Here is a 25,304-nt window from a genome sequence, read left to right as displayed (position 1 = left end):
ATGCGCTTCCGCCACCCGGACGGCTCCACGGTCCACCTCGCCTACTGCACCAACGTCCACCCGGCCGAGACGCTCGACGGGGTCCTCCTCCAACTGCGCGACCACTGCGAGGCGGTGCGCCGCCGCCTCGGCCGGGACCGCCTGGGCATCGGCCTGTGGCTCGCCAAGGACGCCGCCCGGGCCCTGGTCACCGATCCGTCCGCGCTGCGCCGACTGCGCACCGAACTCGACCAGCGGGGCCTGGAGGTCGTCACCCTCAACGGATTCCCGTACGAGGGCTTCGGCGCCGAGGAGGTCAAGTACCGCGTCTACAGGCCGGACTGGGCCGACCCCGAACGCCTCGACCACACCACCGCCCTCGCCCGCCTCCTCGCCGGGCTGCTCCCCGACGACGTCAGCGAGGGCAGCATCTCCACGCTGCCCCTGTTCTGGCGCACCGCCGCGGACGAGCGGCGGGCGCAGACGGCCCGCACCGCGTTGCGGACTCTCGGCGAACGCCTCGACGCCCTGGCCGAGTTGACCGGACGATCCATCCGCATCGGGCTGGAGCCGGAACCCGGGTGCACCGTCGAGACCACCGCGGACGCCATCACCCCGCTGACCTCGATCGCGCACGAACGCATCGGCGTCTGTGTCGACACGTGCCACCTCGCCACCTCCTTCGAAGATCCGCTCCCGGCCCTCGAGGCGCTCCGGCGGGCCGGCGTCCCGGTGGTCAAGACCCAGCTGTCGGCGGCCCTGCACGCCGAACACCCCCACCTCCCCGAGGTCCGTGAGGCCCTCGCCGCATTCGACGAGCCGCGTTTCCTGCACCAGACGCGTACCGTGACCGACTCCGGTCTGCAGGGCACCGACGACCTCGGCGACGCGCTGCGGGGCGACGCCCTGCCCGACGGCTCCCCCTGGCGCGCCCACTTCCACGTCCCGCTGCACGCGGCCCCCGCCGCCCCGCTCACCTCCACGCTCCCCGTGCTGCAGGCGGCACTGACCCGGCTCGTCGGGGGCCCGCACCCCCTCACCCGTCACCTCGAGGTCGAGACCTACACCTGGCAGGCCCTCCCGCCCGAGCTGCGCCCCCGGGCCCGGGCCCGGCTCATCGACGGCATCGCCGCCGAACTCATGCTCGCCCGGGACCTGTTGACCGACCTCGGCCTGAAGGAGCTGCCATGAGCACCCGTCGGACCGACAAGGACCCCACCCCGCTCCTGGTTCTGGACGTCGTGGGCCTCACCCCCCGCCTCCTCGACCACATGCCGCACCTCAAGGCGCTCGGCAGGTCCGGCTCGCGCGCCCCGCTCGGCACCGTTCTGCCCGCCGTCACCTGCGCCGCTCAGTCCACCTTCCTCACCGGTGCCATGCCCTCCGAGCACGGCATCGTCGGCAACGGCTGGTACTTCCGCGAGCTCGGCGACGTGCTCCTGTGGCGCCAGCACAACGGGCTCGTCTCCGGCGACAAGTTGTGGGACGCCGCCCGTCGGGTGCACCCCGGCTACACGGTCGCCAACATCTGCTGGTGGTACGCCATGGGCGCGGACACCGACATCACCGTCACCCCCCGCCCGGTCTACTACTCCGACGGCCGCAAGGAACCCGACTGCTACACCAGGCCGCCGGCTCTGCACGACGAACTCACCGGCGAACTGGGCACGTTCCCCCTCTTCCACTTCTGGGGTCCCGGTGCCGACCTGGTCTCCAGCCGCTGGATCATCGACGCGACCCGGCACATCCTCCGCACCCGCCGCCCCGACCTGGCCCTGTGCTACCTGCCGCACCTCGACTACGACCTCCAGCGGTTCGGCCCCGACGACCCCCGCTCGTGGCAGGCCGCGGCCGACCTGGACGCAGCCGTGGCGCCGCTCCTGGACGAGGCCCGCGCCGAGGGGCGTACCGTCGTCGCCCTGTCCGAGTACGGCATCACCCCCGTGGACCGGCCGATCGACATCAACCGGGTCCTGCGCCGCGCCGGACTGCTCGAGGTGCACACGCAGGACGGCATGGAGTACCTCGACCCGATGGCCTCCCGCGCGTTCGCGGTCGCCGACCACCAGATCGCCCATGTCTACGTACGCCGCCCGGAGGACCTGGAGGCGACCCGGGCCGCGCTCGCCGACCTGCCCGGCATCGAGCGGCTCCTCGACGACGAGGGCAAGAAGGCCCATCATCTCGACCATCCCCGCTCCGGCGAACTCGTCGCCGTCGCGGAGCCGGACGCCTGGTTCACGTACTACTACTGGCTCGACGACGCCCGCGCCCCCGACTTCGCGCGACTCGTCGAGATCCACCGCAAACCCGGCTACGACCCGGTCGAGCTGTTCATGGATCCGCTCGACCCCTATGTCAAGGTCAAGGCGGCGACCGCCCTGGCCCGCAAGAAACTCGGCATGCGCTACCGCATGGCGGTCGTGCCCCTCGACCCCGCGCCCATCCGCGGCAGCCACGGCCGACTTCCCCTGAGCGACGACGACGGTCCGCTCATCCTCTGCTCCACCCCCCGCGCCGTCGGTGACCGCGTCGCGGCCACGGACGTGAAGTCACTCCTGCTCGCCCTGGCGGGGCTCGCCCCGTCACCGCACGAGAGCCCGCGGGCCGCGAGCGCCGACCAACCGGACCACCAGCCCTGAGAGAGGCACCCGTGAAGGACATCCACGAAACAGCCCACGACACCGACGAGTCGCTGCGCCGCAGCCTGGGCATCGGCCGCCGCCGCTTCCTGAGCACCTGCACCGCCGTCGCGGCGGGCGCGATCGCCGCCCCGGCCTTCGGCGCGGGGCCCGCGCTGGCCGCGCCGACGGCACCGGCCGGGAAGGGCGGCAGAGGCCATGCGCTCGTGCCCGCCGACAAGCGCGGCATCATCCTCTACACGGTCCGCGACGCCACCGGACGCGACCCGCTCTCCACCACCCTGCCCTCCGGGTTCCGCGAGGTGTTCAAGCAGCTCGCCCGCTTCGGCTACAAGCAGGTCGAGTTCGCCGGCTACGGACAGCACGCCAACGCGCCCGGCGGGGCGAACCTGGAGTCCGTCGAGGGCGCCCGGCTGCTGCGCCGCTGGCTGAACGAGTACGGGCTGCGGGCGCAGGGCAACCACGGCTTCATCCCGAGCTCCTGGCCGCTGACCAAGGAGGACCTGGACACCTTCAAGAAGCACCTCGAGATCGCGAACATCCTCGGCATGGACCACATGGGCACCGGCGGCGACCCCACCGGCAGCTCCTACCGGGCGGACTGGGACGTCGCCGCCGACAAGTGGCACGAGCTCGGCGAGATCGCCCGCAGGGCCGGGCTCAAGCTCTACACCCACAACCACGACGCGGCGTACGGTTTCCTGCTCGACGGCGGGCCGCTCGACGCACAGGGCCGCCCGACCCGCAGCTCCGGCATCCGCAAGCTGGAGTACTTCCTGTCCATCACCGACCCGAAGCTGATCTGGCTGGAGATGGACATCTACTGGGCGCACGTGGCCCAGTACAAGTTCCACACCTACACCGCCCACGACGGCTCCACGCAGGAGAAGGTCTTCGACCCGGCCGGCCTGGTCGCCCGTCACAACAAGCGCTACCCGCTGTTCCACGCGAAGGACGGCGTCGTCAACACCACCAACGGGCAGGGCTACGACATGGTCCCGTTCGGCACCGGTGTCATCGACTACACGACGTTCTTCTCGCGGGTCGGTGAGCGCAACTACCACAACCCGATGGTGGAGCAGGACAACGCGCCCAGTTCCACCGACCCGGGCCAGTCGCTCGAGCACGCGCGGATCGGCTACGACAACCTGGCCGCCCTGCGCCGGAAGTAGCGCCGGCTGCGACGGACCCCGGACGCACCAGGAGGCCCCTCCCCGAACCGGGGGAGGGGCCTCCTCACGTGCCGGGAACCGTCAGCCCGCGGGCTGCGCCTGCGGGGCCACGGTCACCTTCCGGTCCCTGCCGGGCTGCCGCAGCAGCAGTGCGATGGCCGCCGCCACCATCGACACACCGCCCGCCAGCGCATAGGCGCCGTTGTAGCCCCAGGCCGCGACCACCATCGAGCCGAGGCCACCGCCGAACAGGCCGCTGATCAGCTTGCCGCTGTAGACCAGGCCGTAGTTGGTGGCGTTGTAGTTCTCACCGAAGTAGTCCGGGGTGAGGGCCGCGAACAGCGGATAGAAGGCGCCGCCGCCGAAGCCCGAGAGGAAGGCGAAGAACAGGAACAGCGCCTCGCTCTTGACGTCGCCCGCCCAGATCACGCCGAACTGGGAGAGCCCCAGCACCAGGATGACGAACACCAGCGTCGACTTGCGTCCCCACCGGTCCGACATCCAGCCGACGACACCACGGCCGATGCCGTTGATGACCGCCATGACACCCATCGACGAGGCGGCGACCAGCGGACCGAAGCCCACTTCCTTGGCGAAGTCGACCTGGAAGGAGATACCGAAGATCGACACACCGGCGGTCATCACGATGGATATCCACATCAGCGGCAGCATGCCCGTCCTGATGGCCTCCTTCGGCGAGTACTGCTTCACCGCCGGGGGGTTCTTGGCCAGGCCGGCCCCGTTCTTCTGGTTGCTGGAGTACGTCAGCGGGTCGATGTCCGCGGGCCACCAGTTCTTCGGCGGGTCCTTGAAGAAGAAGGCGCTCGCGAAGACGACGACCAGGATGTAGAGGCCGATGAGGTCCAGCACCCGGTGGTAGTTCGCCGTGTCGAAGGCGTAGTTGAAGATGAAGATGAAGGGCAGCGATCCGTAGGCGAAGCCGCCGTTGACGAACCCGGTCCGCGCACCGCGCCGTTCGGGGAACCACTTGCCGACCATGTTGATGCAGGTCGCGTAGACGAGTCCGGCGCCGATGCCGCCGATCACACCGAAGCCCAGGATCGCCAGCAGCACATTGCTCAGGTGCGACAGGGCCAGGAAGCCGACGAGGCACATGGCCGAGCCGATGAACATCGCCCTGCGGGCGGTCAGGATGCCCTTCTCACGCATCCAGCCGGCCGGGAAGGCGATGCCCGCCTGGAAGAAGACCCAGACGCTGAGGATCCAGAACGTGTTGCTCTGCGTCCAGCCGTGCGCGTGGGACAGGGTGTCCTCCGCGGAGCCGTACGCGTACTCGAAGACACTGATGGCCATCATGGCGATCCACGGCAGGTACACCATGATCTTGCGGGAGTGGCCGAGGATGTCGCGGTCGGTCTCGCCGATGCGATAGACACGGCCGTGGGTGTCGGTCACCTCACGGTAGGGACGGTTCGCGGCGTCGGATCCGGCCGACGAGCTGTTGGTCGCTATGGGGTCTGCCGTCATGTCAGGCCATCTCCTCGCCGAGCGGCTGCGAATTGGGGACGATGCGCCGGGCGTTGGGCCTGCCCGGGGCCTTGAGGAAGAGCGCCAGAACCGCGGAGGCAAGGCCGATGCAGCCGGCCAGGACGAAGGCGCCGTGGTAGTCCCACGCGCCGACGACGACCGAGCCCATGCCGGAGCCGACGAGGCCCGAGATCAGCTTGGAGCTGTAGACCATGCCGTAGTTGCTGGCGTTGTTGTTCTCACCGAAGTAGTCCGCGGTCATGGCCGCGAAGAGCGGGAAGATCGCTCCGCCGCCGAAGCCGGAGACCATCGAGCAGAACAGGAAGAACGGCATGCTGCCCATCTGGCCGGAGACCAGCACGCCGAACTGTGCGGTGCCGAGCACGATGCACACGATGATCAGTGTGTTGCGGCGCCCGTAGCGGTCCGAGATCCAGCCGATGACACCGCGTCCGGTGCCGTTGACGATGGCCTTCAGGGACATCGCAGTGGCCACGATGCCGCCCGCGAAGCCCATGTCCTTGCCGAACGGGACCTGGAAGGCGATGCCGAAGATGTTGATGCCGGCCGTGCACAGCAGGCAGAACCACATCATCCACAGCACCGGGGTGCGTGCGGCCTCCCGCGGCGTGTACTGCTTGATCGCCGGCGGGTTCTTCTCCAGGGCGCGGCGGATGCGCGGGTCGTCGGTCGCCTTCAGCGGGTCCACGGTCGCGGGCCACCAGTTCTTCGGCGGGTCCTTGAAGAACCAGCCCGCGGAGGCCACCACGAGGCACAATCCGACACCCACCGAGGCGAGCACCGTCTGGTAGTTGCTCAGGTTCATGTACGACGTGAACAGGAACACGAACGGCACGGACCCGTAGGCGAATCCGCCGTTGACGAAGCCCGTCTTGCCGCCCTTGCGCTCCGGATACCACTTGCCGACCATGTTCACGCAGGTCGCGTAGACGAGACCGGCGCCGATGCCGCTGCACATACCGAAGCCGAGGTAGGCGACGATCACATTCGGTGCATAGGCCAGCGAGACGTAGCCCAGCATCGTGCCGACCGCGCCGATCAGCATGGCCGTGCGGGCGGGCAGCTTGCCGCTCTCCCGCAGCTGACCGGCGGGGAAGGCCACGGCCGCCTGGAAGAACACCCAGACGCCCATGAGCCAGAAGATGTGTCCACTGCTCCACAGATGAGCCTCGTGGAGCGTGTCCTCGGCCGATGTGAACGCGTACTCGGCGGAACTGATGCCCATCATGCCCACCCAGGGCAGGATGACCATCCACTTCCGTGGTCGGCCCATGATGTCGATGTCCGACTCGCCGACCCGGTACACGCGACCGTTGCGGTCCGCCACCTCCCTGTAGGGGACGGACGCCGAATAATCGGTGGTTGCCATTGTTCAGTACCCCTTGCGTCGAAAGATCTGGCCAGCGCCCCCTGTCCAAATGCCTTTCGTGCGCGCACGGGCCCGGGGCACGGCCGACGCGCACCGTCGGCCGTCCCCGCATCTGTCACGTCATGACCCGCCCCCCAACGCCCGCCCGTCTTCCGCCACGGCGGAAGAGCCCGCGGCCCTCAGCCGCTCCGCGGCACGCGCCCAGCGGTACTTGGCGCCGAGGACGGCCACCGGCTTCTCGGTCGTGTAGGGGTAGGCCACGACCCCTCGCTCGTAGAGGTACTGGCAGGCCTCCTCGACCTCGACGTCACCCGCGAGCGACGCGACCACCGGCTTCTCGACGCCCCGCTCCCGGAACTCGGCCACCACGCGTGCCGTGAGTTCGGCGAACACCATGGGCGGGGTCACGATGGTGTGCCAGTAGCCGAGGACGAGCGCGTGGATGCGCGGGTCCTCCAGGCCCAGCCGGATCGTGGCCTCGTACGTCGACGGCGGCTCGCCACCGGTGATGTCCACCGGGTTGCCGGCGGCTCCGAAGGGCGGGATGAACCTCCGGAAGGCGGTGTCGAGGTCGGGCGGGATCTCCATCAGGGACAGGCCGTTGTCGGTGACGGCGTCCGAGAGCAGGACACCGCTGCCGCCGGCACCGGTGATGATCACGACGTTGTCGCCCTTCGGAGTCGGCAGCACCGGCAACGCGCGCGCGTACTCCAGCATGTCGTTCAGCCCGGGCGCCCTGATGACGCCGGCCTGGCGGAGGATGTCGTCGTACACGGCGTCGTCGCCCGCGAGCGCTCCGGTGTGCGAGCCCGCGGCCCTCGCGCCCGCGGCCGTGCGGCCCGCCTTCAGCACCACGACCGGCTTCTTCGGCACGGTCGCGCGTGCGGCCTCCACGAAGGCGCGCCCGTCCTTGAGGTCCTCCAGGTGCATCGCGATGCACTCGGTGTGCGGGTCCTCGCCGAACCACGTCAGCAGGTCGTCCTCGTCCAGGTCCGACTTGTTGCCGAGTCCCACGATCGCCGACACACCTGTCTTGGTGGTGCGGGCGAAGCCGAGGACGGCCATCCCGATGCCACCGGACTGCGAGGTCAGCGCCACCCCGCCCTTGACGTCGTAGGGCGTGCAGAACGTGGCGCACAGGTCGTTCCAGGTCGAGTAGTAGCCGTAGATGTTCGGCCCGAGCAGCCGGGTGCCGTGCCGTTCGGCGATCGCCACGATTTCGGCCTGCAGTTCGTGCTCACCGGTCTCCGCGAACCCGGAGGGAATGAGAACGGCGTTGGGGATCCTCTTGCGTCCCACCTCTTCCAGCGCGGCGGCCACGCGCTGGGCGGGGATGGTGAAGACCGCCACATCCACCTCACCGGGAACGTCCGTGACACTCTTGTACGCCTTGCGGCCGAGAATGTCATCGGCCTTGGGGTTCACCGGATGGATCTCCCCGGAGAAGCCGCCGTCGATGAGATTGCGCATGACCGAATTGCCGATCTTGCCCGGCTCGTTGGAGGCGCCGATCACGGCCACGGAGGACGGCTGCATCAACCGGCGCATGGACGTGAGGATCTCGGCGCGTGTGTAGCGGCGGCGTTCCTCGGCCGGTGCGGCGGAGAGGATCACGCGGATGTCGGCCGCCATCGCGCCCTCGGGAGTGGCGATCACCGGGTTGAGGTCCACCTCGGCGATCTCGGGGAAGTCCGCGACGAGTCGGGAGACCCGGCGGATCTGCTCCGCGATCGCCCACCGGTCCACGGCCGGCAGGCCGCGCACCCCGCGCAGGATCTCCGCCGAGCGGATCGAGTCCAGCATGGACAGCGCCTCGTCGGCGTCGAGCGGAGCGAGCCGGAAGGTGACGTCCCGCAGCACCTCGACGAGCACGCCGCCGAGGCCGAAGGCCACGACCTTGCCGAAGGTGGGGTCGGTCACCGCGCCGACGATGACCTCCTGGCCCTGCGGCAGCAGTTCCTGCACCTGTACGCCCTCGATACGGGCATCGGCGGCGTAGGCCTTGGCGTTGGCGACGATCTCGTGGAAGGCGGCGCGCACGTCCGCGGCGCCCTCGACCCCGACCCTGACCCCGCCGGCGTCGGTCTTGTGCAGGATGTCGGGCGAGACGATCTTCATGACGACGGGCCCGCCGAACCGTGCCGCGTGCGCCACCGCCTCCTCGACGTCCGTGGCGAGTTCCTCACCCGGTACGGCGATCCCGTAGGCGTCCGCGATCACCTTGCCCTCCGGCGCGGTGAGCGCGGTCCGTCCCTGTGCCCGCACGGTGTCGAGGAGCGATCGCACCCTCAGCACCCGGTCGTCGGCGATCACGTCAGATCACTCCGTTCGACTTCAGCAGACGCAACTCCTCGTCCCCCAAGCCCAGTTCGCCGATATAGATCTCTTCGTTGTGCTCGCCGAGCAGGGGTGAACCGGTCACCTCGACGGGGGAGTCGGAGAGCTTGAGCGGGCTGCCCACGGTCTTGAACTCGCCCCGCTCCGGGTGCGGCACGGTCACGACCATCTCGTTGGCGACCAGCGACGCGTCCTCGATGATCTCCTTGGTCGACAGGATGGGTCCGCACGGGATGTTGTGGGTGTTGAGCCGCTCCAGCACCTCCCACTTGGGCAGCGTCGAGGACCACTCCTCGATCAGCTGGAACATCTTGCCGAGCTTGGGGAGCCTTGCCTCCGGCGTCGCCCACTCGGGGTCGTCCGCCAGTTCCGGGCGCCCGATGAGCCGGCTGAGCGGCTGCCAGCCCACGGGCTGGACGATGACGTACACGTAGTCGTTCGGACCGCCCGGCGCGCACTTGACCGCCCAGCCGGGCTGACCGCCCCCGGACGCGTTGCCCGAGCGCGGCACCTCGTCGCCGAAGTCCTCGTTGGGATACTCGGCGAGCGGTCCGTGCGCCAGACGCTGCTGATCCCGCAGCTTCACCCGGCACAGATTGAGCACGGCGTGCTGCATGGCCACGTTGACCCGCTGCCCACGGCCGGTGTGCTCCCGCTGGAGCAGAGCGGCGAGAATCCCCGCAACGGCGTGCACGCCCGTACCGGAGTCCCCGATCTGGGCCCCCGTCGCGAGCGGTGGCCCGTCCTCGAACCCCGTGGTGGCCATCGAGCCGCCCATGGCCTGTGCGACGACCTCGTAGGCCTTGAAGTTGGTGTACGGGCCCTCGCCGAAGCCCTTGATGGAGGCGTAGACGATGCGCGGGTTGATCTCCCGGATGCGGTCCCAGGAGAAGCCCATGCGGTCGACCGCACCCGGTCCGAAGTTCTCGACCATGACGTCGGAGCGCCGGATCAGCTCGGTGAGGAGCTGCTTGCCCCGCTCGGTCTTGGTGTTGAGGGTGATGCTCCGCTTGTTGCAGTTGAGCATCGTGAAGTACAGGGAGTCGACGTCCGGCAGGTCGCGCAGCTGCTTGCGGGTGATGTCACCCGTGGGCGCCTCCAGCTTGACGACGTCGGCGCCGAGCCAGGCGAGCAACTGGGTCGCGGAGGGCCCGGACTGAACGTGGGTCATGTCCAGGACACGGATGCCGTCGAGAGCCTTTGTCATGTCAAGCGCTCCTCACTTGTCCACGGTCTGGTTCGGGGTTCCGGGGGTGTACGCGTGCGGGTCGACCCGCACGTCGAGCAACGAGGGCTTCCCGGATTCGCGGGCGCGCCGCAGGGCGGGTCCGATGTCGGCGGGGTCGAGGACCGCTTCGCCGTAGCCGCCCAGCATCCGCGCGAAGGTGTCGTAGGGGAGGCCGGTGAACGGGTCGCCCGCCCCGGCGGGCCGCCCGTCGCGTTCGGCCCGGTCGGCCCGGTGGGGCGGGCCCGCCGGGGAGTTGCCGGCGACGATGCCGATGAAGGGGAGGTCGAGGCGGACGAGGGTCTCGAAGTCCCAGCCGGTGACGGACAGGTCGCCGGCGCCGAAGAGGGCGACGACCTCCTTGTCGGGCCGAGCCCGCTTGGCCGCGAGGACGAAGGGAATTCCTACGCCGGGCGTGCCCAGCGGGCCCGGGTCCAGCCAGTGGCCGGGTGATCGGGGCTGGACGATCTGCTCGGAGCAGAGGGCCACGCCCCCGCCGTCGGTGATGCAGAGGGTGTCCTCGGTGAGGAAGCCGTCCAGCTCGTGCAGCAGCCGGTACGGGTGGATGGGCCGGGCGTCCGACCGCAACTGCGGCAACCGCCTCTCGTACGCGGTTCGTTCCGCGGCGCGCAGTTCGTCGAGCCACCCCTTGCGCCGGTACGCGCCGTCGCCGGTACGCGCCGCGGCGGCCTCGGCCACGGACGCAAGGACCGCGCCCGCGTCGCCGTCGATCGTGTGGCCGACGTCCTCGTGCGCGTCGGCGATCCGGGGGCCGCGTCCGATCCGCACGACGGTCGCCTGCGGGGCCGGCCGCTCTCCTCGTCCCCGCAGGGCGCCGAGGGGTGCGTCCCCCACGACGACGATGACGTCGGCGTTGGCGAAGGCGTAGAGCCGGGACAACCGGAAGTGGTGCGGATCGTCCGGCGGCAGGGTGCCGCGGGCCGCTCCGTCGGTGTAGGCGGGGACGTTCAGCGAGCGGACGAGCGTGACCGCGGCATCGGTGGCCCGTGTCGTCCACACCTGACGGCCCAGCAGGATCGCCGGCCTCTCGGCGTGCACGAGCAGGTCGGCGAGTCGCTGGACGGCCCCGGGGTCGGCGGCCGGGCGCGTCGGGACACCGTGGTGCTCGTCCTGCGGGTGCGGTGTCGCCGACGGGGCCCCGGCGTCGAGGACCTGGAGCGGTATCTCCACATAGGAGGGGCCGGGCTCGCCGTGGTGACACGCGCGCAGCGCCGTCGACACCTCCTGCGCCGCATGCGCCGTGTCCACCACGTTCGCCGCGTACTTGGTGAAGGGCGCCGGCATGCCGATGCGCGTCAGATCCTGCCGCGTTCCCCTGCTGTCCCCGGTGAGTGCGCTCTGGACGCCGATCAGCAGCAGCGGTGACTGTGCACGCGAGGCGGTGGCCACACCGGGCAGAGCGGCGGCCGTACCGGGTCCCGCGGTGACGACGGCGCAGCCGGGGGTGCCGGTGATGCGCGCATGCGCGTCGGCCGCATGGGTTGCGGCCTGCTCGTTGTGCAGGTGCACGACCTCGATGCCCTCGTCCGCGCAGCCCTCGTGGAGGCCGCCGATGCGGCTGCCGCGCGAGGTGTGGACGACCTCGACACCCTGCGCCTCGAGCGCCCTGGCGATCACACGCCCACCGGGGACGAGCTGCCGGTTGATGCCGTCGGACATGGCGAAGCCCTCTCCCTTCGGAGGGTCGGAACGAGCGGGGCGGTACATTGCATACAGTCGACGAATACTGTATGAAGCTTGTTATCCCGCATCCGATGGGCGGTGTCCAGGGGGCGTGCGGCACTTTTCAGTCATCGTCAGTTCGGACTCGCGATGGCGTCGCGAAGACTTCGCAGACAGGAGCCGATATGGACCTGTACGAACACCAGGCAAGGGCCCTCTTCGAGGAGTACGGCATCGTGGTGCCGAGGGCCGAGGTCACGGACTCGCCCAAGGAGGCACGCGAGATCGCCCGCAGGCTGGGCGGCAGGGTCGTCGTCAAGGCACAGGTGAAGACGGGCGGCCGCGGCAAGGCGGGCGGCGTCAGGCTCGCCGCGGACCCGGCCGACGCCGAGCTCACCGCACGCCGGATCCTCGGCATGGACATCAAGGGGCACACGGTCGGCAAGGTGATGGTGGCCGAGCCGGTCGACATCGAGCGCGAGTTCTACGTGAGTTACGTCCTCGACCGGGCCGCCGGACGCTTCCTGGCGATCGCCTCTGCCGAGGGCGGCACGGAGATCGAGGAGGTCGCCGCCGTCCGGCCCGAGGCGGTGGCGCGCGTGCCCATCGACCCGGCCGAGGGCGTCACCTCGTCCAAGGCCGGCGAGATCGCCGAGGCGGCGGGTCTGCCGCCGCAGACCGTGGACGTGCTCGTACGGCTCTGGGAGGTCCTCGTCCGCGAGGACGCCGTGCTCGTCGAGGTCAATCCGCTGGTGCGCACCGAACAGGGGCGCATCCTCGCGCTCGACGGCAAGGTCACGCTCGACGACAACGCCCGGTTCCGGCAGGCGCGATGGGGCGCGGAGGACGCGGAGCACGAGGACCCGCTGGAGGCGGAGGCCGCCGCAAAGGGCCTCAACTACGTCCGGCTGGACGGCGAGGTGGGCATCATCGGCAACGGGGCGGGACTCGTCATGTCGACGCTCGACGTGGTCGCGGGCTGCGGTGCGCGTCCTGCGAACTTCCTCGACATCGGCGGCGGTGCCTCCGCCCAGATCATGGCCGACGGGTTGTCCGTCATCCTCTCCGACCCGTCCGTGAAGTCCGTCTTCGTGAACGTCTTCGGAGGTATCACCGCCTGCGACGCGGTGGCCGACGGCATCGTGCAGGCGCTGGACGCGGTGCAGCTGACCAAGCCGCTGGTCGTCCGCCTCGACGGCAACAACGCCCCCCGGGGCCGGGCGCTGCTCGAGGAGCGCGCGCACCCGTACGTCCAGCAGGTCAGCACCATGGACGGCGCCGCACGCCGGGCCGCCGAACTCGCCGAAGCCGACTGAAGGAGCCCGCCATGGCCATCTACCTCACCAAGGAGAGCAAGGTCCTCGTCCAGGGCATGACCGGCGGCGAGGGCATGAAGCACACCCGGCGCATGCTCGCGGCAGGCACGGAGGTCGTCGGCGGAGTCAACCCGCGCAAGGCGGGCAGGACCGTGGACTTCGACGTCCCCGAGCGTCTGAACGGCCTCGCGGGTGCACCCAGCACGGTCCCCGTGTTCGGCTCGGTGCGCGAGGGCATGGAGGCGACCGGCGCGGACGTGACCGTCGTCTTCGTGCCCCCCGCCTTCGCGAAGGCCGCGGTCATGGAGGCCGCCGACGCCGGCATCGGCCTCGCGGTCGTGATCACCGAGGGCATCCCGGTCCACGACTCGGTCGCCTTCACCGCGTACGCCGCGTCGAAGGGCACCCGGATCATCGGCCCCAACTGCCCCGGCCTGATCACCCCCGGTCAGTCAAATGCCGGCATCATCCCGGCCGACATCACCAAACCCGGCCGCATCGGACTGGTGTCGAAATCCGGCACGCTGACGTACCAGCTGATGTACGAGCTGCGCGACATCGGCTTCTCCACCTGTGTCGGCATCGGCGGTGACCCCGTCGTCGGCACCACCCACATCGACTGCCTCGCCGCCTTCGAGGCGGACCCCGACACCGATCTGATCGTGATGATCGGCGAGATCGGCGGCGACGCCGAGGAACGGGCCGCCGCGTACATCCGCGACCACGTCACCAAGCCCGTGGTCGGCTACATCGCGGGGTTCACCGCGCCCGAGGGCAAGACGATGGGGCACGCCGGTGCCATCGTCTCCGGCTCCTCGGGCACCGCGCAGGCGAAGAAGGAAGCGCTGGAAGGGGTAGGAGTGAAAGTGGGCGGTACCCCGACCGAGACGGCGCACCTGGTACTCGCACTGCTGGAAGAGGGACGTGACGTCACTCATAGTTGACGTGACGTGACTTACGGGTGTTCCGGCACCTGGCTAGCGTCCCGGTACGACGTTCGCGTACGGGCTGTGTGATCACCGTCGATCATGTGCGCGGACGAGCCATGCATCCCCCGCCCCCGACTGTGCACCGAGAGCGGAGCAACCCGATGGCACCCACCCTCACCCTCAAGTCCGGTTCGTCCTGGGCCGACGCCTGGCAGCGCTGCCTCGCCGTCGCCCCCGAGGCCTTCCGGGACGACCGCGTCCTCAATCTCTGGGACTCCTCCTGGCAGGCGGACGGCCGGGCCCTGCCCGCCACCAGTCCCGTCGACGGCAGCCCCATCGCGGGCCCGCCCCGGCTGGACCGGGCGACCGCCCGCCGCGCCGTGCAGTCCGCGCTCGACCAGCACCGCGCCTGGCGCCATGTGCCACCGGCCGAGCGCCGGGCCCGGGTCGCCGCGACCCTCGACGCGCTCACCGAGCACCGCGAGCTGCTCGCCCTTCTCCTCGTCTGGGAGATCGGCAAGCCCTGGCGGCTGGCCCAGGCCGACGTGGACCGGGCCATCGACGGCGTGCGCTGGTACGTCGACGGAATCGAACCGATGATCGGCGACCGGGTCCCGCTGGACGGCCCGGTCTCGAACATCGCGAGCTGGAACTACCCGATGAGCGTCCTGGTCCACGCGATGCTGGTCCAGGCCCTGGCGGGCAACGCCGTCATCGCCAAGACCCCGACCGACGGCGGCGTCGCCTGCCTGACCCTTGCCTGCGCACTGGCCGCACGCGAGGGCATCCCCGTCACCCTCGTCAGCGGCAGCGGCGGCGAGCTGTCCGAAGCGCTGGTGCGGGCGCCGGAGATCGGCTGCGTGTCCTTCGTCGGCGGCCGCGACACGGGCGCCGCGGTGGCCACGGCGGTCGCCGACCTCGGCAAGCGGCACATCCTCGAACAGGAGGGCCTCAACACCTGGGGCCTCTGGAACTACTCGGACTGGGAGTCGCTCACGGCGGTCATCCCCAAACTCTTCGACTACGGCAAGCAGCGCTGCACGGCATACCCCCGCTTCGTCGTCCAGCGCGAACTGTTCGACGAGTTCCTCGCGGCGTACCTGCCGGCCGTCCGCACCCTCAGGGTGGGTCACCCCCTGGCGGTGGCGCAGCGGGACGATCCCTTCCCCGGCCTCGACTTCGGACCGTTGATCAACGCGGCCAAGGCCAAGGAGCTGAACGACCAGGTGGCGGAGGCGATCGACCGCGGCGCGGTTCCCCTGCACCGGGGGCGGGCCGAGGACGCGTGCTTCCTGCCCGGCCAGGACACCTCGGCCTACGTCCACCCGGTCACTCTGCTGAACCCGCCCCCGTCCTCCCCCCTGCACCACGCGGAGCCGTTCGGCCCGGTCGACACGATCGTCCTGGTCGACACGGAGGCGGAACTGCTGGCGGCGATGAACGCCTCGAACGGCGCTCTGGTCGCCACGCTCTCCACGGACGACCGGGAGACGTTCGACCGTCTGGCACCGCAGATCCGCGCCTTCAAGGTCGGCCATGGCAAGCCCCGCTCCCGAGGTGACCGCGACGAGCTCTTCGGCGGCTTCGGCGCCTCCTGGCGCGGCGCCTTCGTCGGCGGTGAACTGCTGGTGCGCGCGGTGACGCAGGGCCCGGCGGGGGAGAAGCTGCCCGGGAACTTCCCGGAGTACCAGCTCATGCCGTGAGCCCCTGTCGGGCGGCGGGCGTTCCTTGCGTCCGCCGCCCGGCGATGATCTCGTCGGCCAGCCAGCGGGCCACTCCCTTCGGATAGGGCCGCGGCAGGTTCAGGACGATGTGATTCATCCCGGCCGCGACGAGCGCGTCGACAGCGGCGCGCGTCGCGGCCGGGTCGTCGTACGAGACGAGGACCTGCACCGAGCGAGTGATCTCGCGCGGGTCCCGTCCGAGGTCGGCGCAGTGGGCGTCCAGCACCCGTCCGCGCTGCGCGACGAATTCGATGTCGTTGTGCGGCGGGCCGGGGACGTTCCACATGTCGGCATGTTCGGCGACGACCCGCAGCAGGCGGGTGCCCCAGCCGCCGATCAGCAGCGGCGGCCCGGGGCGCTGCACGGGCTTGGGCTCGCACCGGGTGCCCTTCAGACGGTAGTGGCGCCCGGAGAAGTCGAAGACGTCCTCGGCCCACATCCGCTTCAGGATCCGCACGGTCTCGTCGAGCCGGGCGATTCCCTCCGCCGGCGGGACCAGGGTGAGCCCGTACGCCTCGTACTCGGCGACCGCCGGGTTGTCGCCGGGGATTCCCCCCGCCCCCGCGGGCTGGTGCGTGCCGCCGGCGCCGATGCCCAGCACCAGCCGCCCGCCGGAGATCACGTCCACGGTCGAGGCCATCTTGCCGAGGACCGCGGGCGGACGGATCCGATTGCTCGTGACCAGCACACCGAGCCGTAGCCGCTCGGTCTGTGCGGCCAGGGCGGCGAGCAGGGTCCAGCTCTCGTGCGCCTGTCCGCCCTTCGGTCCGGCGAGGGGCAGCAGATGGTCCCAGAGCCAGGCGTCCTCGATCTCGGGAACGGCGTCGGCCTCCCGCCAGACGCGGCGGATGTCGTTGTAGGAGACATGCATGGGTGCGGTCTTGATGCCGAAACGCACAGTCGTCATGACCGTCAGCGTAGCGAATCATCAGGACAACTGACCATCAGGAATGGATACAGTTCCGGCCATGACTGACGAGCGTTATCCCACGCCCCTGGAGTCCCGGCTCGGCTATCTGCTCAAGCACGCCCAGCTGCGGCTGGCCCGTGCCGTGGCCGAGGCGCTCGCCCCCTTCGGGATCGACGGCCATGAGCTGGCGGTCCTGGTGGTGCTCGCTGGCGCGGAGCCGCTTTCCCAGATCGAGGTCGCCGCGCGCCTCGGGGTGGACCGCACCACCATGGTCGTGCTGATCGACACCTTGGAGGAGCGCGGTCTGGTGCGGCGCAGGCGCAGTGAGCACGACCGGCGCAAGAACATCGTCGAGCTGACCGCGGAGGGCGCGGAGTGCCTGCGCCGGGGGGAGGAGGCCCGCCGGACGGTGGAGCGGCACTTCCTCGCTCCACTGGACGAGGAGACCGCCGACACCCTCGTTCACGCCCTGCGGCAGCTGATGGCGGAGGGTGCCGACGGCTGACCCGGACGGCACGGAAATGCAGGTGAGGGGCGCTCCGAAACCTTGGTATTGTTGTCCGTGTCGCCGCGGGGAAGACCCCTGGCAAGGCGGCGGACACCTGGTCCGGGTGGCGGAATGGCAGACGCGCTAGCTTGAGGTGCTAGTGCCCTTTATCGGGCGTGGGGGTTCAAGTCCCCCCTCGGACACTTATCTCATTGCAACGAAGCGAGGGCCTCGACCTTACGGTCGCGGTCCTCTCTGTATGTTTCCGGCCGATGGTGATGTCCAGGGCTTCGTAGAGTGGGCCTTTCTTCTCTGCGTCGGCAACGTGGATGCGTTGTGCGATGTCTCCAAGTCTCTCGGTCATGGGACCGGATCTCGTCGTTGGCGAGCGGTGGTTCCGTCTTCCGGGTGATGGGGGGCTGCGTGTCGAGCTCCCTCTGCGCCGCTTCCTTGTCTCGTTGTGCTTCGTTGATCCACTGGGTGACGACGGCTGGGTCCGCTCCGGCTTCCAGGGCGGCCTGGTAGCGGGGCGAGGCGCCGCTCGCATTCCTTGACTGCCTGCCGGGCTTGGCCTCGGCACCCCGCAGTGTCGGCGTCAGCCGGAGTAGTCCCACTTTCTGGCGATCAGTCTTCGGTGCCAGGCCAGTAGCGTCCCCGGCGTGACCGGGAAGAGGCTGCTCCAGCGGCGGCGGGGTATCAGCGACGACAGCGCGGCCGGCCAGAACCGGTCGGCGGGCTCGTAGCGGATCGGACTGGTGAGTTGCCGTCGCAGTGCCGCTGGCACGGACAGCAGCGCACGGGTGGCCCGGTACAGCAGCGAGGTGATCACCCGTGCACCGTCTCGGCCACGGCCGAGGGCTCGGCACGCAGGCTCTCCTGCAGTGATGACTTTGCGAACCCCAGAGGTCCAGTGGCAGTGGCCCCACGGGGTGTTGGGCCTGCTGTGGGCGCAGGGCGCAGGGTGTAGACCGGGGCCTGGTTGGCGTCGCAGCGCGTGGGTGGGTGAGGTTCCCCCGCTGCGCGGGAGTGGCTGACCAACTGGTCAGAAGGTGGCCGAGTCCCCCTGAGTCGAGGCCGGTGCAGCCCTTCTGGTTCGGGCCTCTTGGTGTTCGGGGTCGCGCGGGGACGAGATGACGACCTCGGAGCGGCGAGGTCCCCGGTCCATGATGCCGCCAGTGATGGCGAGGCCGAGGCCGGCCAGGGCCAGGGCCGCGCCGACCAGCGTGGGCGAGGCCCAGCCCCAGCCGGCCGAGATGACCAGGCCGCCCAGCCAGGCGCCACCCGCGTTGGCCAGGTTGAACGCGGAGTGGTTCGAGGCCGCCGCCATCGTCGGCGCTTTGTCCGCCTTGGCCATCAGCAGCATCTGCACGGGCGTGGTGATCAGCGCGCTCAGCGCGGCGATGAGCGTGAGGGTCACGAGCGCGGGCACCGTGCTGTGAACGGCGAAGTAGAAGGCCCCCAGCGCTACGGCGAGCAGGGTCAGCCCGACATAGAGCGTCGGGCGTAGCGCCCGGTCGGTGAGCGGGCCCGCTACGAGGGTGCCGAGCGTCATGCCGACGCCGAACAGGGCCAGAACCAGGGTGGTGGAGGAGTCGGAGATCCCCGTGAGGTGGGTCAGCATCGGCACGAGGTAGCTGTAGACGGCGAAGAATCCGCCGAACCCGATGACCGCTGTGGCCAAGCCGAGCGCCACCTGCCTGTTGCCCATGGCGCGCAGTTCGTGCTTGATGCCGGACTGCGGGCCGCGCGGTTGGTGCGGGACCAGGCAGGACAGGGCGACGAACGCCAGGACGCCGATGACGGCGACCGCTATGTACGCGTACCGCCAGCCGAGTTGCTGGCCGAGGGCGGTACCGGCGGGAACACCGACGATATTGGCCACTGTCAGCCCGAGGAACATGGTCGAGACGGCACGGGCCGCCCGGTCGGGCGCGACCAGCCGGGTGGCGACGACGGCGCCGACGCCGAACAGGGCGCCATGTGGCAGGCCCGAGAGGACGCGCGCCGCGAAGAGCAGACCAAAACTGGGGGCGAGTGCGGAGGCGGTGTTGCCGATGACGAACAGTCCGGACAGGAGCAGCAGCAGTCTCTTGTGCGGTATGCGGGCGCCGATGCCGGTCAGCAGGGGTGCGCCGACGACGACACCGAGCGCGTAGGCGGAGACGAGGTTGCCCGCGTGCGGTACGGACACGCCGACACCGTCAGCGATCTGGGGCAGCAGCCCCATGGTGACGAACTCGGTCGTCCCGATGCCGAACGCGACGAGAGCCAGGGCCAGCAGAGCCAGGGGCATGGCGCAGGGGAACCTTCCCGGGAGGGGTGGGTGTATCGGGTTTGCGCGCCGGGCCTCGTCGCCCGGGCACAAGAGAAGGAGGGTCGGCCTGCCGACCCCCCTGAACACAGCACAGCCGGAGGGCTCCGCATTCCTGGGTGGGGCGGCGCACAGGGTGACGTATGTCGCAACGGGAGACTGTGCGTGCCGAGAATTACGTCCGCGCTGGTCAAGCGGCGTGTTGATGCTGGTGGAGGGGGCGATCCGGATTCCGGGGGTGGCGAGTTCGCCGTGGATGCGCCGGTAACCCCAGGTGCTGTTCTCGCGCGCCATCTGCAGGGTGAGTCGCCGTATGGAACGCTCGGTTGGGGCGCGGCTGGGCCGTTGGGCCGACTCACCTGCCGTGACGCCGCCTGATCAGATCGCGGTGCCATCGCAGAATGGTCTCGGGATGCACCAGCAGCCGCAGGCGCCGCAACTGGCCACGCCGGAGGCGGACCAGGAGGGCAGCGAGGAGGGCCCGGTCCGCGGGAGTGAGCTTGATCCTTTCCGCACCGAGTTGCCGCTCGAGCCCAGTGAGCTGGTGGCGTAGGGCCAGAATCTCGGTGTCCTTGTCGCGGTCGCTCATCGGTAGCAGCCGCAGCGCGGCGAACGCGTTGGTGATGGTCGGGTAGGCGAGACGAAGCAACGCGAGTGCTGATCCTGCCGCAGCACCGAACAAGCCCTTGAGCTGCATGGATGACATTCTCGGCAGGCGCAGAGCTGCTCGGGGAGCGGTGGGCGGCCGGTGGTCGCCGGTTTCTCTCTCCGTTTCCAGCAGACGAGGCGGCGGTGGCAGGAGAGCAGGGTGCCGGGGGTGACCGGCCTGGTGTGGCGCAGCGAGGCGGGGAGGTGCCAGGCGAGGGCGGCGAGTATGGCTGGTCCGGCCAGGACAGCCGTGGCCGGGTGCCGAGCCGGCGGCTCAGCACGCCGACTTCGGGTGCAGCGCCAGCAGCTCGACGCCTCGGCTCGTTGGGAACGGGAGAACAGGAGGAGCAGCCCGAGGAGGCGGGCAAAGGCGAGGTAGACCATGCGGAGCATCACGGCGCGCGAGCATGCCATGATCGGAGGCCGGCCTCGAAGTCCCAGGTCGAAGCAGGTGCGAGAGTTATGGCACCCCACACGGTGCCTGGGCCGGTGCCGGACGGCGTTCCGGAGCGGAGCCGGGAGCCGTGCCGGCCGGCGCCGACCTGTGGGCGTGGGATCAGATGTGGCCGCCGAGTGTCACGGTGAAGGAAGCCGGACCGGCCGGCAGGTCCACCGTGTACTGGCGCAGGTAGGTGTCCAGGTAGGGTGAGCGGTCCCCCTGGGTGGCTACGTCATCGGACGGGTCGTCCAGGGACAGCCTCAGGACGGTGCCCGAGACCTTGACGGTCAGACCCGATGGGGTGTCACGCCACGACCCGGTCTGGATCGAGCCGATCTCTACGGCGAGGACATGCCCGGCCGCCAGCGTCCAGTCGGTCGCCTTGAGGTCGACGCTCATCCGGCCCGCCTTCAGCAGGGAGACCTGCTCGTCGAACATCACGGCCTTGCCGTCCGGGCCGACGTCGTAGAGCTTGAGCATGATGTTGCCCTCGCCCTTCGCGGTCAGCGAGATGTTCGGCGTGGCGGTCAGTCGTACGTCCTGGGCGAGCGGCTGCGACCAGACGAAGAAGCTGGAGCCGACCTCACCGGCCTGCTGCCTCTTCGCGATCCCCTTGGCCAGACCCTTGGGCGCCGGTTGCTGGGTCGCCGGGGCGTTCTCCATGTCCCAGTTGCCCGACGGCTGCGCCGCCTTGGGCGCCGGGGTGCCGGCTGCGGCCAGGTTGGCACGGGCGGAGGCACCACCGTCGTCAAGGTAACTGCCCCTCCCCAGCGGGAGGGTGACGTCCCGCTCCACCACCGGCCAGGTGTCCTGGGCTCGCCAGTGACCGGTGGAATCCTCGATGGAGTACGCCGGGTAGTCGACCGAGGGCTGAACTCCCTTGAGGTACTGGTCGTAGAAGGACAGCGCCTCGTCATACCAGCCCTCGCGACCCATGGCCAGGCGACCGTCGCCCACCCGGTCGCCACCACGTACATGGTCCCATTGGCCGACCCAACCGCGCTCCGGGCCGGTGTGGTTGGTGAGGTACTCCTGCATCTCCTCGGGCTTGGTGTTGTTCTCGATGAAGCCCTGGGTGACGAAGAGCGGCGTGTCGGTGCCCTGAGCCATCTCGGCCAGGTCACGGGAGGTCCAGAACGGGTCGTTCTGGTCGGATATTCGGTAGCCGGCCGAGTTCTCGGTCAGGCACCCAGGGTGGTCGTCCTCGTATCGGGCGTTGGCCTGGTAGTGCCCGTCGTCATCCGACAGAGGGGCCATCGTGGCAATGCCGTTGTAGGCATTCGCGGTTCCGGTCACATTCGGGCGAGGGACGCCGTTTGAGTAGATGTACTGGTACATGTCCCAGAGGGGCTCCCCGGCGACAACGGCCTTCAGCGCGGATTGCTTCAGGTCGTTGCCGATGAGGCCGGTGACTGCGTCGTAGGACTTGCCGTACATGCCCACCGCGCCGGTCGACCACGGCCGGCTCGCGGCCCAGTTGATCGCGGCCTTCACATCTGCCTGCTCACCGGGACCGCCCCAGTCGAGGCAGCCGGTCGAGCCGCCGAAGCCGCGCAGGTCGACCATGAGGAACGCGTAGCCGTGGGCGAAGAGGTCGCTGCCCTCGATGAAGTCCTGGAAGCGATTCGAGGGACCGGTGTGGGTCCAGCCCTCGGGGTTCGTCTGGCCCATGTGCCCGAAGTACGGGCCGACGGAGAGGATGACCGGCACCTTCTGCCCGGCATGCACGCCTTCGGGCATCAGCAGGTCGCCGTGCAGTTCGGTACCGGAGCCGTCCGAGGACGGGAAGTAGTGCTGGGTCCAGACCGAGCCCTTGGGGACACGGTCGTTCTGCTCGTGCGTGACGCCGTCGGTCGCGGTGGCGACCACCGTGGTCGGGGTCTGAGCGGAAGCGGCGGCCGGTGACGCGTCGGCGGGGCCGGCGAGTGCTCCGGTCAGGGCCAGAGTGGTGACGAGTGCCAAGGCGGCCCAGCCGGGCGCGCGACGTCTGTTCACATGCTCTCCCGAGTCGTCGGTACGGAGCGGAACGGCGTTTCCGGTCAAGCGGCAGTGCCCTGCCCGCCATCGCAGCGACGACGGTCGCACACATGTCAGGAACGGGACCATGGGTGCGAACTCTGGCCGGAACCGATGGCGAGCGAGCCTAAGGTCAGCACTGAAACGCGTCAACGGTGCTGTGTATCCGTCCCGTTACTGATGTGATGCCAACAAGTCCGTTTCTGGTAGGGGAAGTTGTAGGAGGCGAAGGTGGAAACGTCTGCTGCATCCCAGCGGATGGGGCTGGTTCGCCAGGTCGGCGGGCTCTTCGCCGACCCGCGTGGCCGCAGAATGCGGAAGGGAGGCGTCCCCGGCGTTGACTTCCGGCAGCCTGGGTTATGGGAACCACCAGGCCGTGGCGGGGTCACGCCCAGCCGGACTCGGCAGCAAGACGCTGGCCACCCGGGAGCGTCCATACATTGGGCAAGCGCGACGAAAGCGCCTCAGTACACCTCAGCCCAGGATCCGAATGCGTCGCGCGGCATGCTGGATGGCCGCCTGTGTTGAGTGGGTCGGCGTCCATGCGAGGCCAGATCCGTGGTCGGGCCGACCACGGCCTCTGTGCCCCCACCGTCACCGTGGTCGTGCTCGCATGGTCGGCAGCGGACCCCGGAGATCCCCCCAAGGGTCTGTTGCACACCTGGCGGCGCGGTTCGCCCGCCGTTGCGCAGATGGCCTGGGGCCAGCGGCAGACGCCAGCCATGCGCCCCTTGGCATCCCGGACTGCGCGGCCGGATCTCCGAAACAGCGCATTTGGCTGCGCACTGCCGCGCGCCATCAGACTGCGCAAGACTCCCGACCTGGGGCGTGGGCGCCGGCCCGAGCCGCGGTCCGGGTGAGATCATCGGGCGGATAGGTGATGGATGGTTGGGTCTCTGGTCGGCCCGACCATCTGGCCCCGACCAGCGACGTAAGGGACTGATCGTCACGACGGCCGGAGGGGCGCGGCACGTGGACGAGTACGGTAGCCGTCCCCGGAGAGCGGTGCAGGACGTGGGCTCTGCGCACTGCCCCGCGACCGTCGTGGAGGTGATTGCGCACGATCTCTGGGGTGCGCAGCCCAGGCCGAGATTCGCTCGCCGCGTGCGCAATCGCCTGCACACGGCCGATTGCGCAGACGCTGAGTCTGTTGCGCAGCCCTCTGCGCGAGCGTCCGTTCTTCAGCGGCGCATTGCCGGGTGCGCAGCCCACGTGGAGCGAGCCGTTTGGTCGGAGGCGGCCATGAACCCGGCCACGGCGTGAGGTTGTTGGGGGCGATGACGGCGGATCCACGCCTACGAACTCCCCGGGTTGTCTCTATCCGCTGCGACGGCTGGCGCTATGCGAATTGAGCCGGTCGTGCCGGGGGCCGGAAAGGCCACGGGCGAGGTCAGTTCCGTTCACCAGGGCGGTGAAGGAGTTACGTGTCCTGGACGGACAAAGCGGGCGGAGGCGTGCTCGCCGGGGCGGCTGCATGCTTCAACGTGGTCATGCTTGAGTGCTGTGAGGTGGTGCCACGCCCGCATTATCTGGCGCACCCGAAGGAAAGAGGCCGCTGGTCCGGTTCGGCGGCTCGGATGGCCATTCTGGCGAAGGCCGCTGGGATCTGTGGCGCCAACTCATGGGTCGGCTTGCGCGGAAGCTGTTGCGCCATCTCCTGACCCCGGCCGCTGGTGGGCCTTCGAATGCAGCAGGTCAGAAGGCGGTTTGGCCGTGGTCGGGGAGCTGACAGCACAACGAAAGCGATTCCCTGCCTCGAACCAACTGACCGGCTCACATTGCAAGTTGACAATGGTTCACTGTCGCGAAACGCAGCGTCGCGCAGGACAGGCTTCGTGAGTGTCGCAACTCGCCTCGTTCCACGTGCCGTCGAGGCGGTCGGCCCCCGACGGCGCAAGCGTGGTGCCCAGCGTCAGGACGGCGACTCCTCCTCCTGGGGCAGGCTCCCTGCGGCCGGTGCCGGTGCCGGTGCCGGTGCGGTTGCGGGCGGCGCACGGAACAGCAGTCGGGTCGGGATCGCCAGCAACCACCAATACTTGGCGAGGTCCGGCGAGAAGAACGCCACCGGGATCGAAGTGGCGAAAACCAGAATCAGCAGGGCGGCACGGCGGACCGCCTCCCTGAGTTGCGCGGGCGTTGCATGCGAAGCGGCCAGGGCGGGGGCGGCCAGGAGCCGTAGGTGCATCGCGCACAGGAGAGTGATGGTCAGGGTGATCGCCGCCGCGTACACGACGGTTGCCGTGGTGGTCCCGCCGTACTCGCTGATCAGCCGGGTCGGGTAGGGCAACGCGGCCACGACGGCAAGGAGGGCGAAGTACAAGTACAGCAACCAGCGGTCGACCGTCGAGATCAGGCGGAACAGGGCGTGCTGGGCCAGCCAGAGTGCTCCGATGACGGCGAAGCTGAGCAGATAGGCGCCGATGGCGGGCACCGATTCCCGGACGGCGTCGGCGACTTCCGACTCGGGCAGACCTTCCGGGACGGTGATCTCAAGTGCGAGCAGGGTGATGGCGATGGCGAACACGGCGTCGCCGAGCATCGCCAGTCGTTCGGGTCCCACGAGGACGTCGCGGCGGCGGAAGCCGATGGGGGGCAGGTTGAACATGTC

Annotated in this window: 18 protein-coding genes and 1 tRNA gene; 8 read left to right on the top strand and 11 right to left on the bottom strand. The window is 69.7% G+C overall.

Annotated elements, in window-relative coordinates:
• Genes eboE through ACSHXN_RS09460 form a run of 3 tightly spaced genes read left to right on the top strand, consistent with a single transcriptional unit; the run spans position 1 to position 3,793 of the window.
• Positions 1-1,170 carry a metabolite traffic protein EboE gene (gene eboE, locus ACSHXN_RS09470; protein WP_355128362.1) on the top strand — a complete coding sequence of 390 codons (1,170 nt, stop codon included), beginning with the start codon at positions 1-3 and terminating at the stop codon, positions 1,168-1,170.
• On the top strand, positions 1,167-2,621 hold the full coding sequence (locus tag ACSHXN_RS09465) for a nucleotide pyrophosphatase/phosphodiesterase family protein (RefSeq protein WP_355128364.1): 1,455 nt from the start codon (positions 1,167-1,169) through the stop codon (positions 2,619-2,621). The genes eboE and ACSHXN_RS09465 overlap by 4 nt, the downstream gene beginning before the upstream one ends.
• A gap of 11 nt (positions 2,622-2,632) precedes the next feature.
• Entirely contained in the window at positions 2,633-3,793 is a 1,161-nt protein-coding gene (locus tag ACSHXN_RS09460) for a sugar phosphate isomerase/epimerase family protein (protein WP_355796288.1), read from the top strand.
• An 81-nt stretch (positions 3,794-3,874) separates the two neighbouring features.
• Here the strand turns inward: ACSHXN_RS09460 and ACSHXN_RS09455 are convergent, their stop codons facing one another.
• From ACSHXN_RS09455 to ACSHXN_RS09435, 5 genes are all read right to left on the bottom strand, one after another.
• Entirely contained in the window at positions 3,875-5,281 is a 1,407-nt protein-coding gene (locus tag ACSHXN_RS09455; protein ID WP_355128368.1) for an OFA family MFS transporter, read from the bottom strand.
• Between the two features lies 1 nt (position 5,282).
• On the bottom strand, positions 5,283-6,671 hold the full coding sequence (locus tag ACSHXN_RS09450; protein ID WP_438302938.1) for an OFA family MFS transporter: 1,389 nt from the start codon (positions 6,669-6,671) through the stop codon (positions 5,283-5,285).
• A gap of 120 nt (positions 6,672-6,791) precedes the next feature.
• Positions 6,792-8,981, bottom strand: a complete 2,190-nt coding sequence (locus ACSHXN_RS09445; protein ID WP_438306444.1) for an acetate--CoA ligase family protein — start codon at positions 8,979-8,981, stop codon at positions 6,792-6,794.
• 4 nt (positions 8,982-8,985) lie between these two features.
• Complete coding sequence (gene frc, locus ACSHXN_RS09440; RefSeq protein WP_355128374.1) at positions 8,986-10,215, bottom strand: formyl-CoA transferase; 1,230 nt, start codon at positions 10,213-10,215, stop codon at positions 8,986-8,988.
• Positions 10,216-10,227: 12 nt separating this feature from the next.
• Positions 10,228-11,913: a thiamine pyrophosphate-binding protein gene (locus ACSHXN_RS09435; RefSeq protein WP_438302937.1), complete on the bottom strand. Its 1,686-nt coding sequence runs from the start codon at positions 11,911-11,913 to the stop codon at positions 10,228-10,230.
• 188 nt (positions 11,914-12,101) lie between these two features.
• On the opposite strand from ACSHXN_RS09435, the gene sucC reads away from it, so the two are divergent.
• The 3 genes from sucC (at position 12,102) to ACSHXN_RS09420 (ending at position 15,864) form a co-directional block, all read left to right on the top strand.
• A complete protein-coding gene (gene sucC / locus ACSHXN_RS09430; RefSeq protein ID WP_355796279.1) occupies positions 12,102-13,232 on the top strand; it encodes an ADP-forming succinate--CoA ligase subunit beta in 1,131 nt (376 codons plus the stop codon).
• Positions 13,233-13,243: 11 nt separating this feature from the next.
• Entirely contained in the window at positions 13,244-14,176 is a 933-nt protein-coding gene (sucD, locus tag ACSHXN_RS09425) for a succinate--CoA ligase subunit alpha (RefSeq protein ID WP_220291526.1), read from the top strand.
• Between the two features lie 146 nt (positions 14,177-14,322).
• Positions 14,323-15,864, top strand: a complete 1,542-nt coding sequence (locus tag ACSHXN_RS09420; protein WP_355128380.1) for an aldehyde dehydrogenase family protein — start codon at positions 14,323-14,325, stop codon at positions 15,862-15,864.
• Here the strand turns inward: ACSHXN_RS09420 and ACSHXN_RS09415 are convergent.
• Entirely contained in the window at positions 15,854-16,792 is a 939-nt protein-coding gene (locus ACSHXN_RS09415; protein ID WP_438302935.1) for an LLM class flavin-dependent oxidoreductase, read from the bottom strand. The two genes, ACSHXN_RS09420 and ACSHXN_RS09415, sit on opposite strands and share 11 nt — an antisense overlap.
• 61 nt (positions 16,793-16,853) lie before the next feature.
• On the opposite strand from ACSHXN_RS09415, the gene ACSHXN_RS09410 reads away from it, so the two are divergent.
• Together ACSHXN_RS09410 and ACSHXN_RS09405 are read left to right on the top strand one after the other, a co-directional pair.
• Complete coding sequence (locus tag ACSHXN_RS09410; protein ID WP_438302933.1) at positions 16,854-17,300, top strand: MarR family winged helix-turn-helix transcriptional regulator; 447 nt, start codon at positions 16,854-16,856, stop codon at positions 17,298-17,300.
• Positions 17,301-17,400: 100 nt separating this feature from the next.
• A tRNA-Leu gene (locus ACSHXN_RS09405) sits at positions 17,401-17,485 on the top strand.
• A gap of 392 nt (positions 17,486-17,877) precedes the next feature.
• Here ACSHXN_RS09405 and ACSHXN_RS09400 read toward each other — a convergent pair.
• From ACSHXN_RS09400 to ACSHXN_RS09380, 5 genes are all read right to left on the bottom strand, one after another.
• Entirely contained in the window at positions 17,878-18,111 is a 234-nt protein-coding gene (locus ACSHXN_RS09400; RefSeq protein ID WP_355128386.1) for an integrase, read from the bottom strand.
• A 213-nt stretch (positions 18,112-18,324) separates the two neighbouring features.
• Positions 18,325-19,575 carry an MFS transporter gene (locus tag ACSHXN_RS09395; protein ID WP_438302932.1) on the bottom strand — a complete coding sequence of 417 codons (1,251 nt, stop codon included), beginning with the start codon at positions 19,573-19,575 and terminating at the stop codon, positions 18,325-18,327.
• Positions 19,576-19,948: 373 nt separating this feature from the next.
• Complete coding sequence (locus tag ACSHXN_RS09390) at positions 19,949-20,290, bottom strand: hypothetical protein (RefSeq protein ID WP_355128390.1); 342 nt, start codon at positions 20,288-20,290, stop codon at positions 19,949-19,951.
• A gap of 507 nt (positions 20,291-20,797) precedes the next feature.
• Positions 20,798-22,675 (bottom strand): CocE/NonD family hydrolase, encoded by a 1,878-nt coding sequence (locus tag ACSHXN_RS09385; protein WP_438302931.1) that lies wholly within the window; start codon positions 22,673-22,675, stop codon positions 20,798-20,800.
• A 1,933-nt stretch (positions 22,676-24,608) separates the two neighbouring features.
• Positions 24,609-25,301, bottom strand: coding sequence for a TMEM175 family protein (locus ACSHXN_RS09380; RefSeq protein ID WP_438302930.1), 693 nt, complete (start codon positions 25,299-25,301; stop codon positions 24,609-24,611).
• Positions 25,302-25,304: the final 3 nt, after the last annotated feature.

Origin of the sequence: Streptomyces sp. HUAS TT11 (genome assembly GCF_051553595.1) — a bacterium.
Classification (GTDB): domain Bacteria; phylum Actinomycetota; class Actinomycetes; order Streptomycetales; family Streptomycetaceae; genus Streptomyces.
Note: the sequence above shows the minus strand (reverse complement) of the source record. Positions and strands in the feature narration are given on the sequence as shown.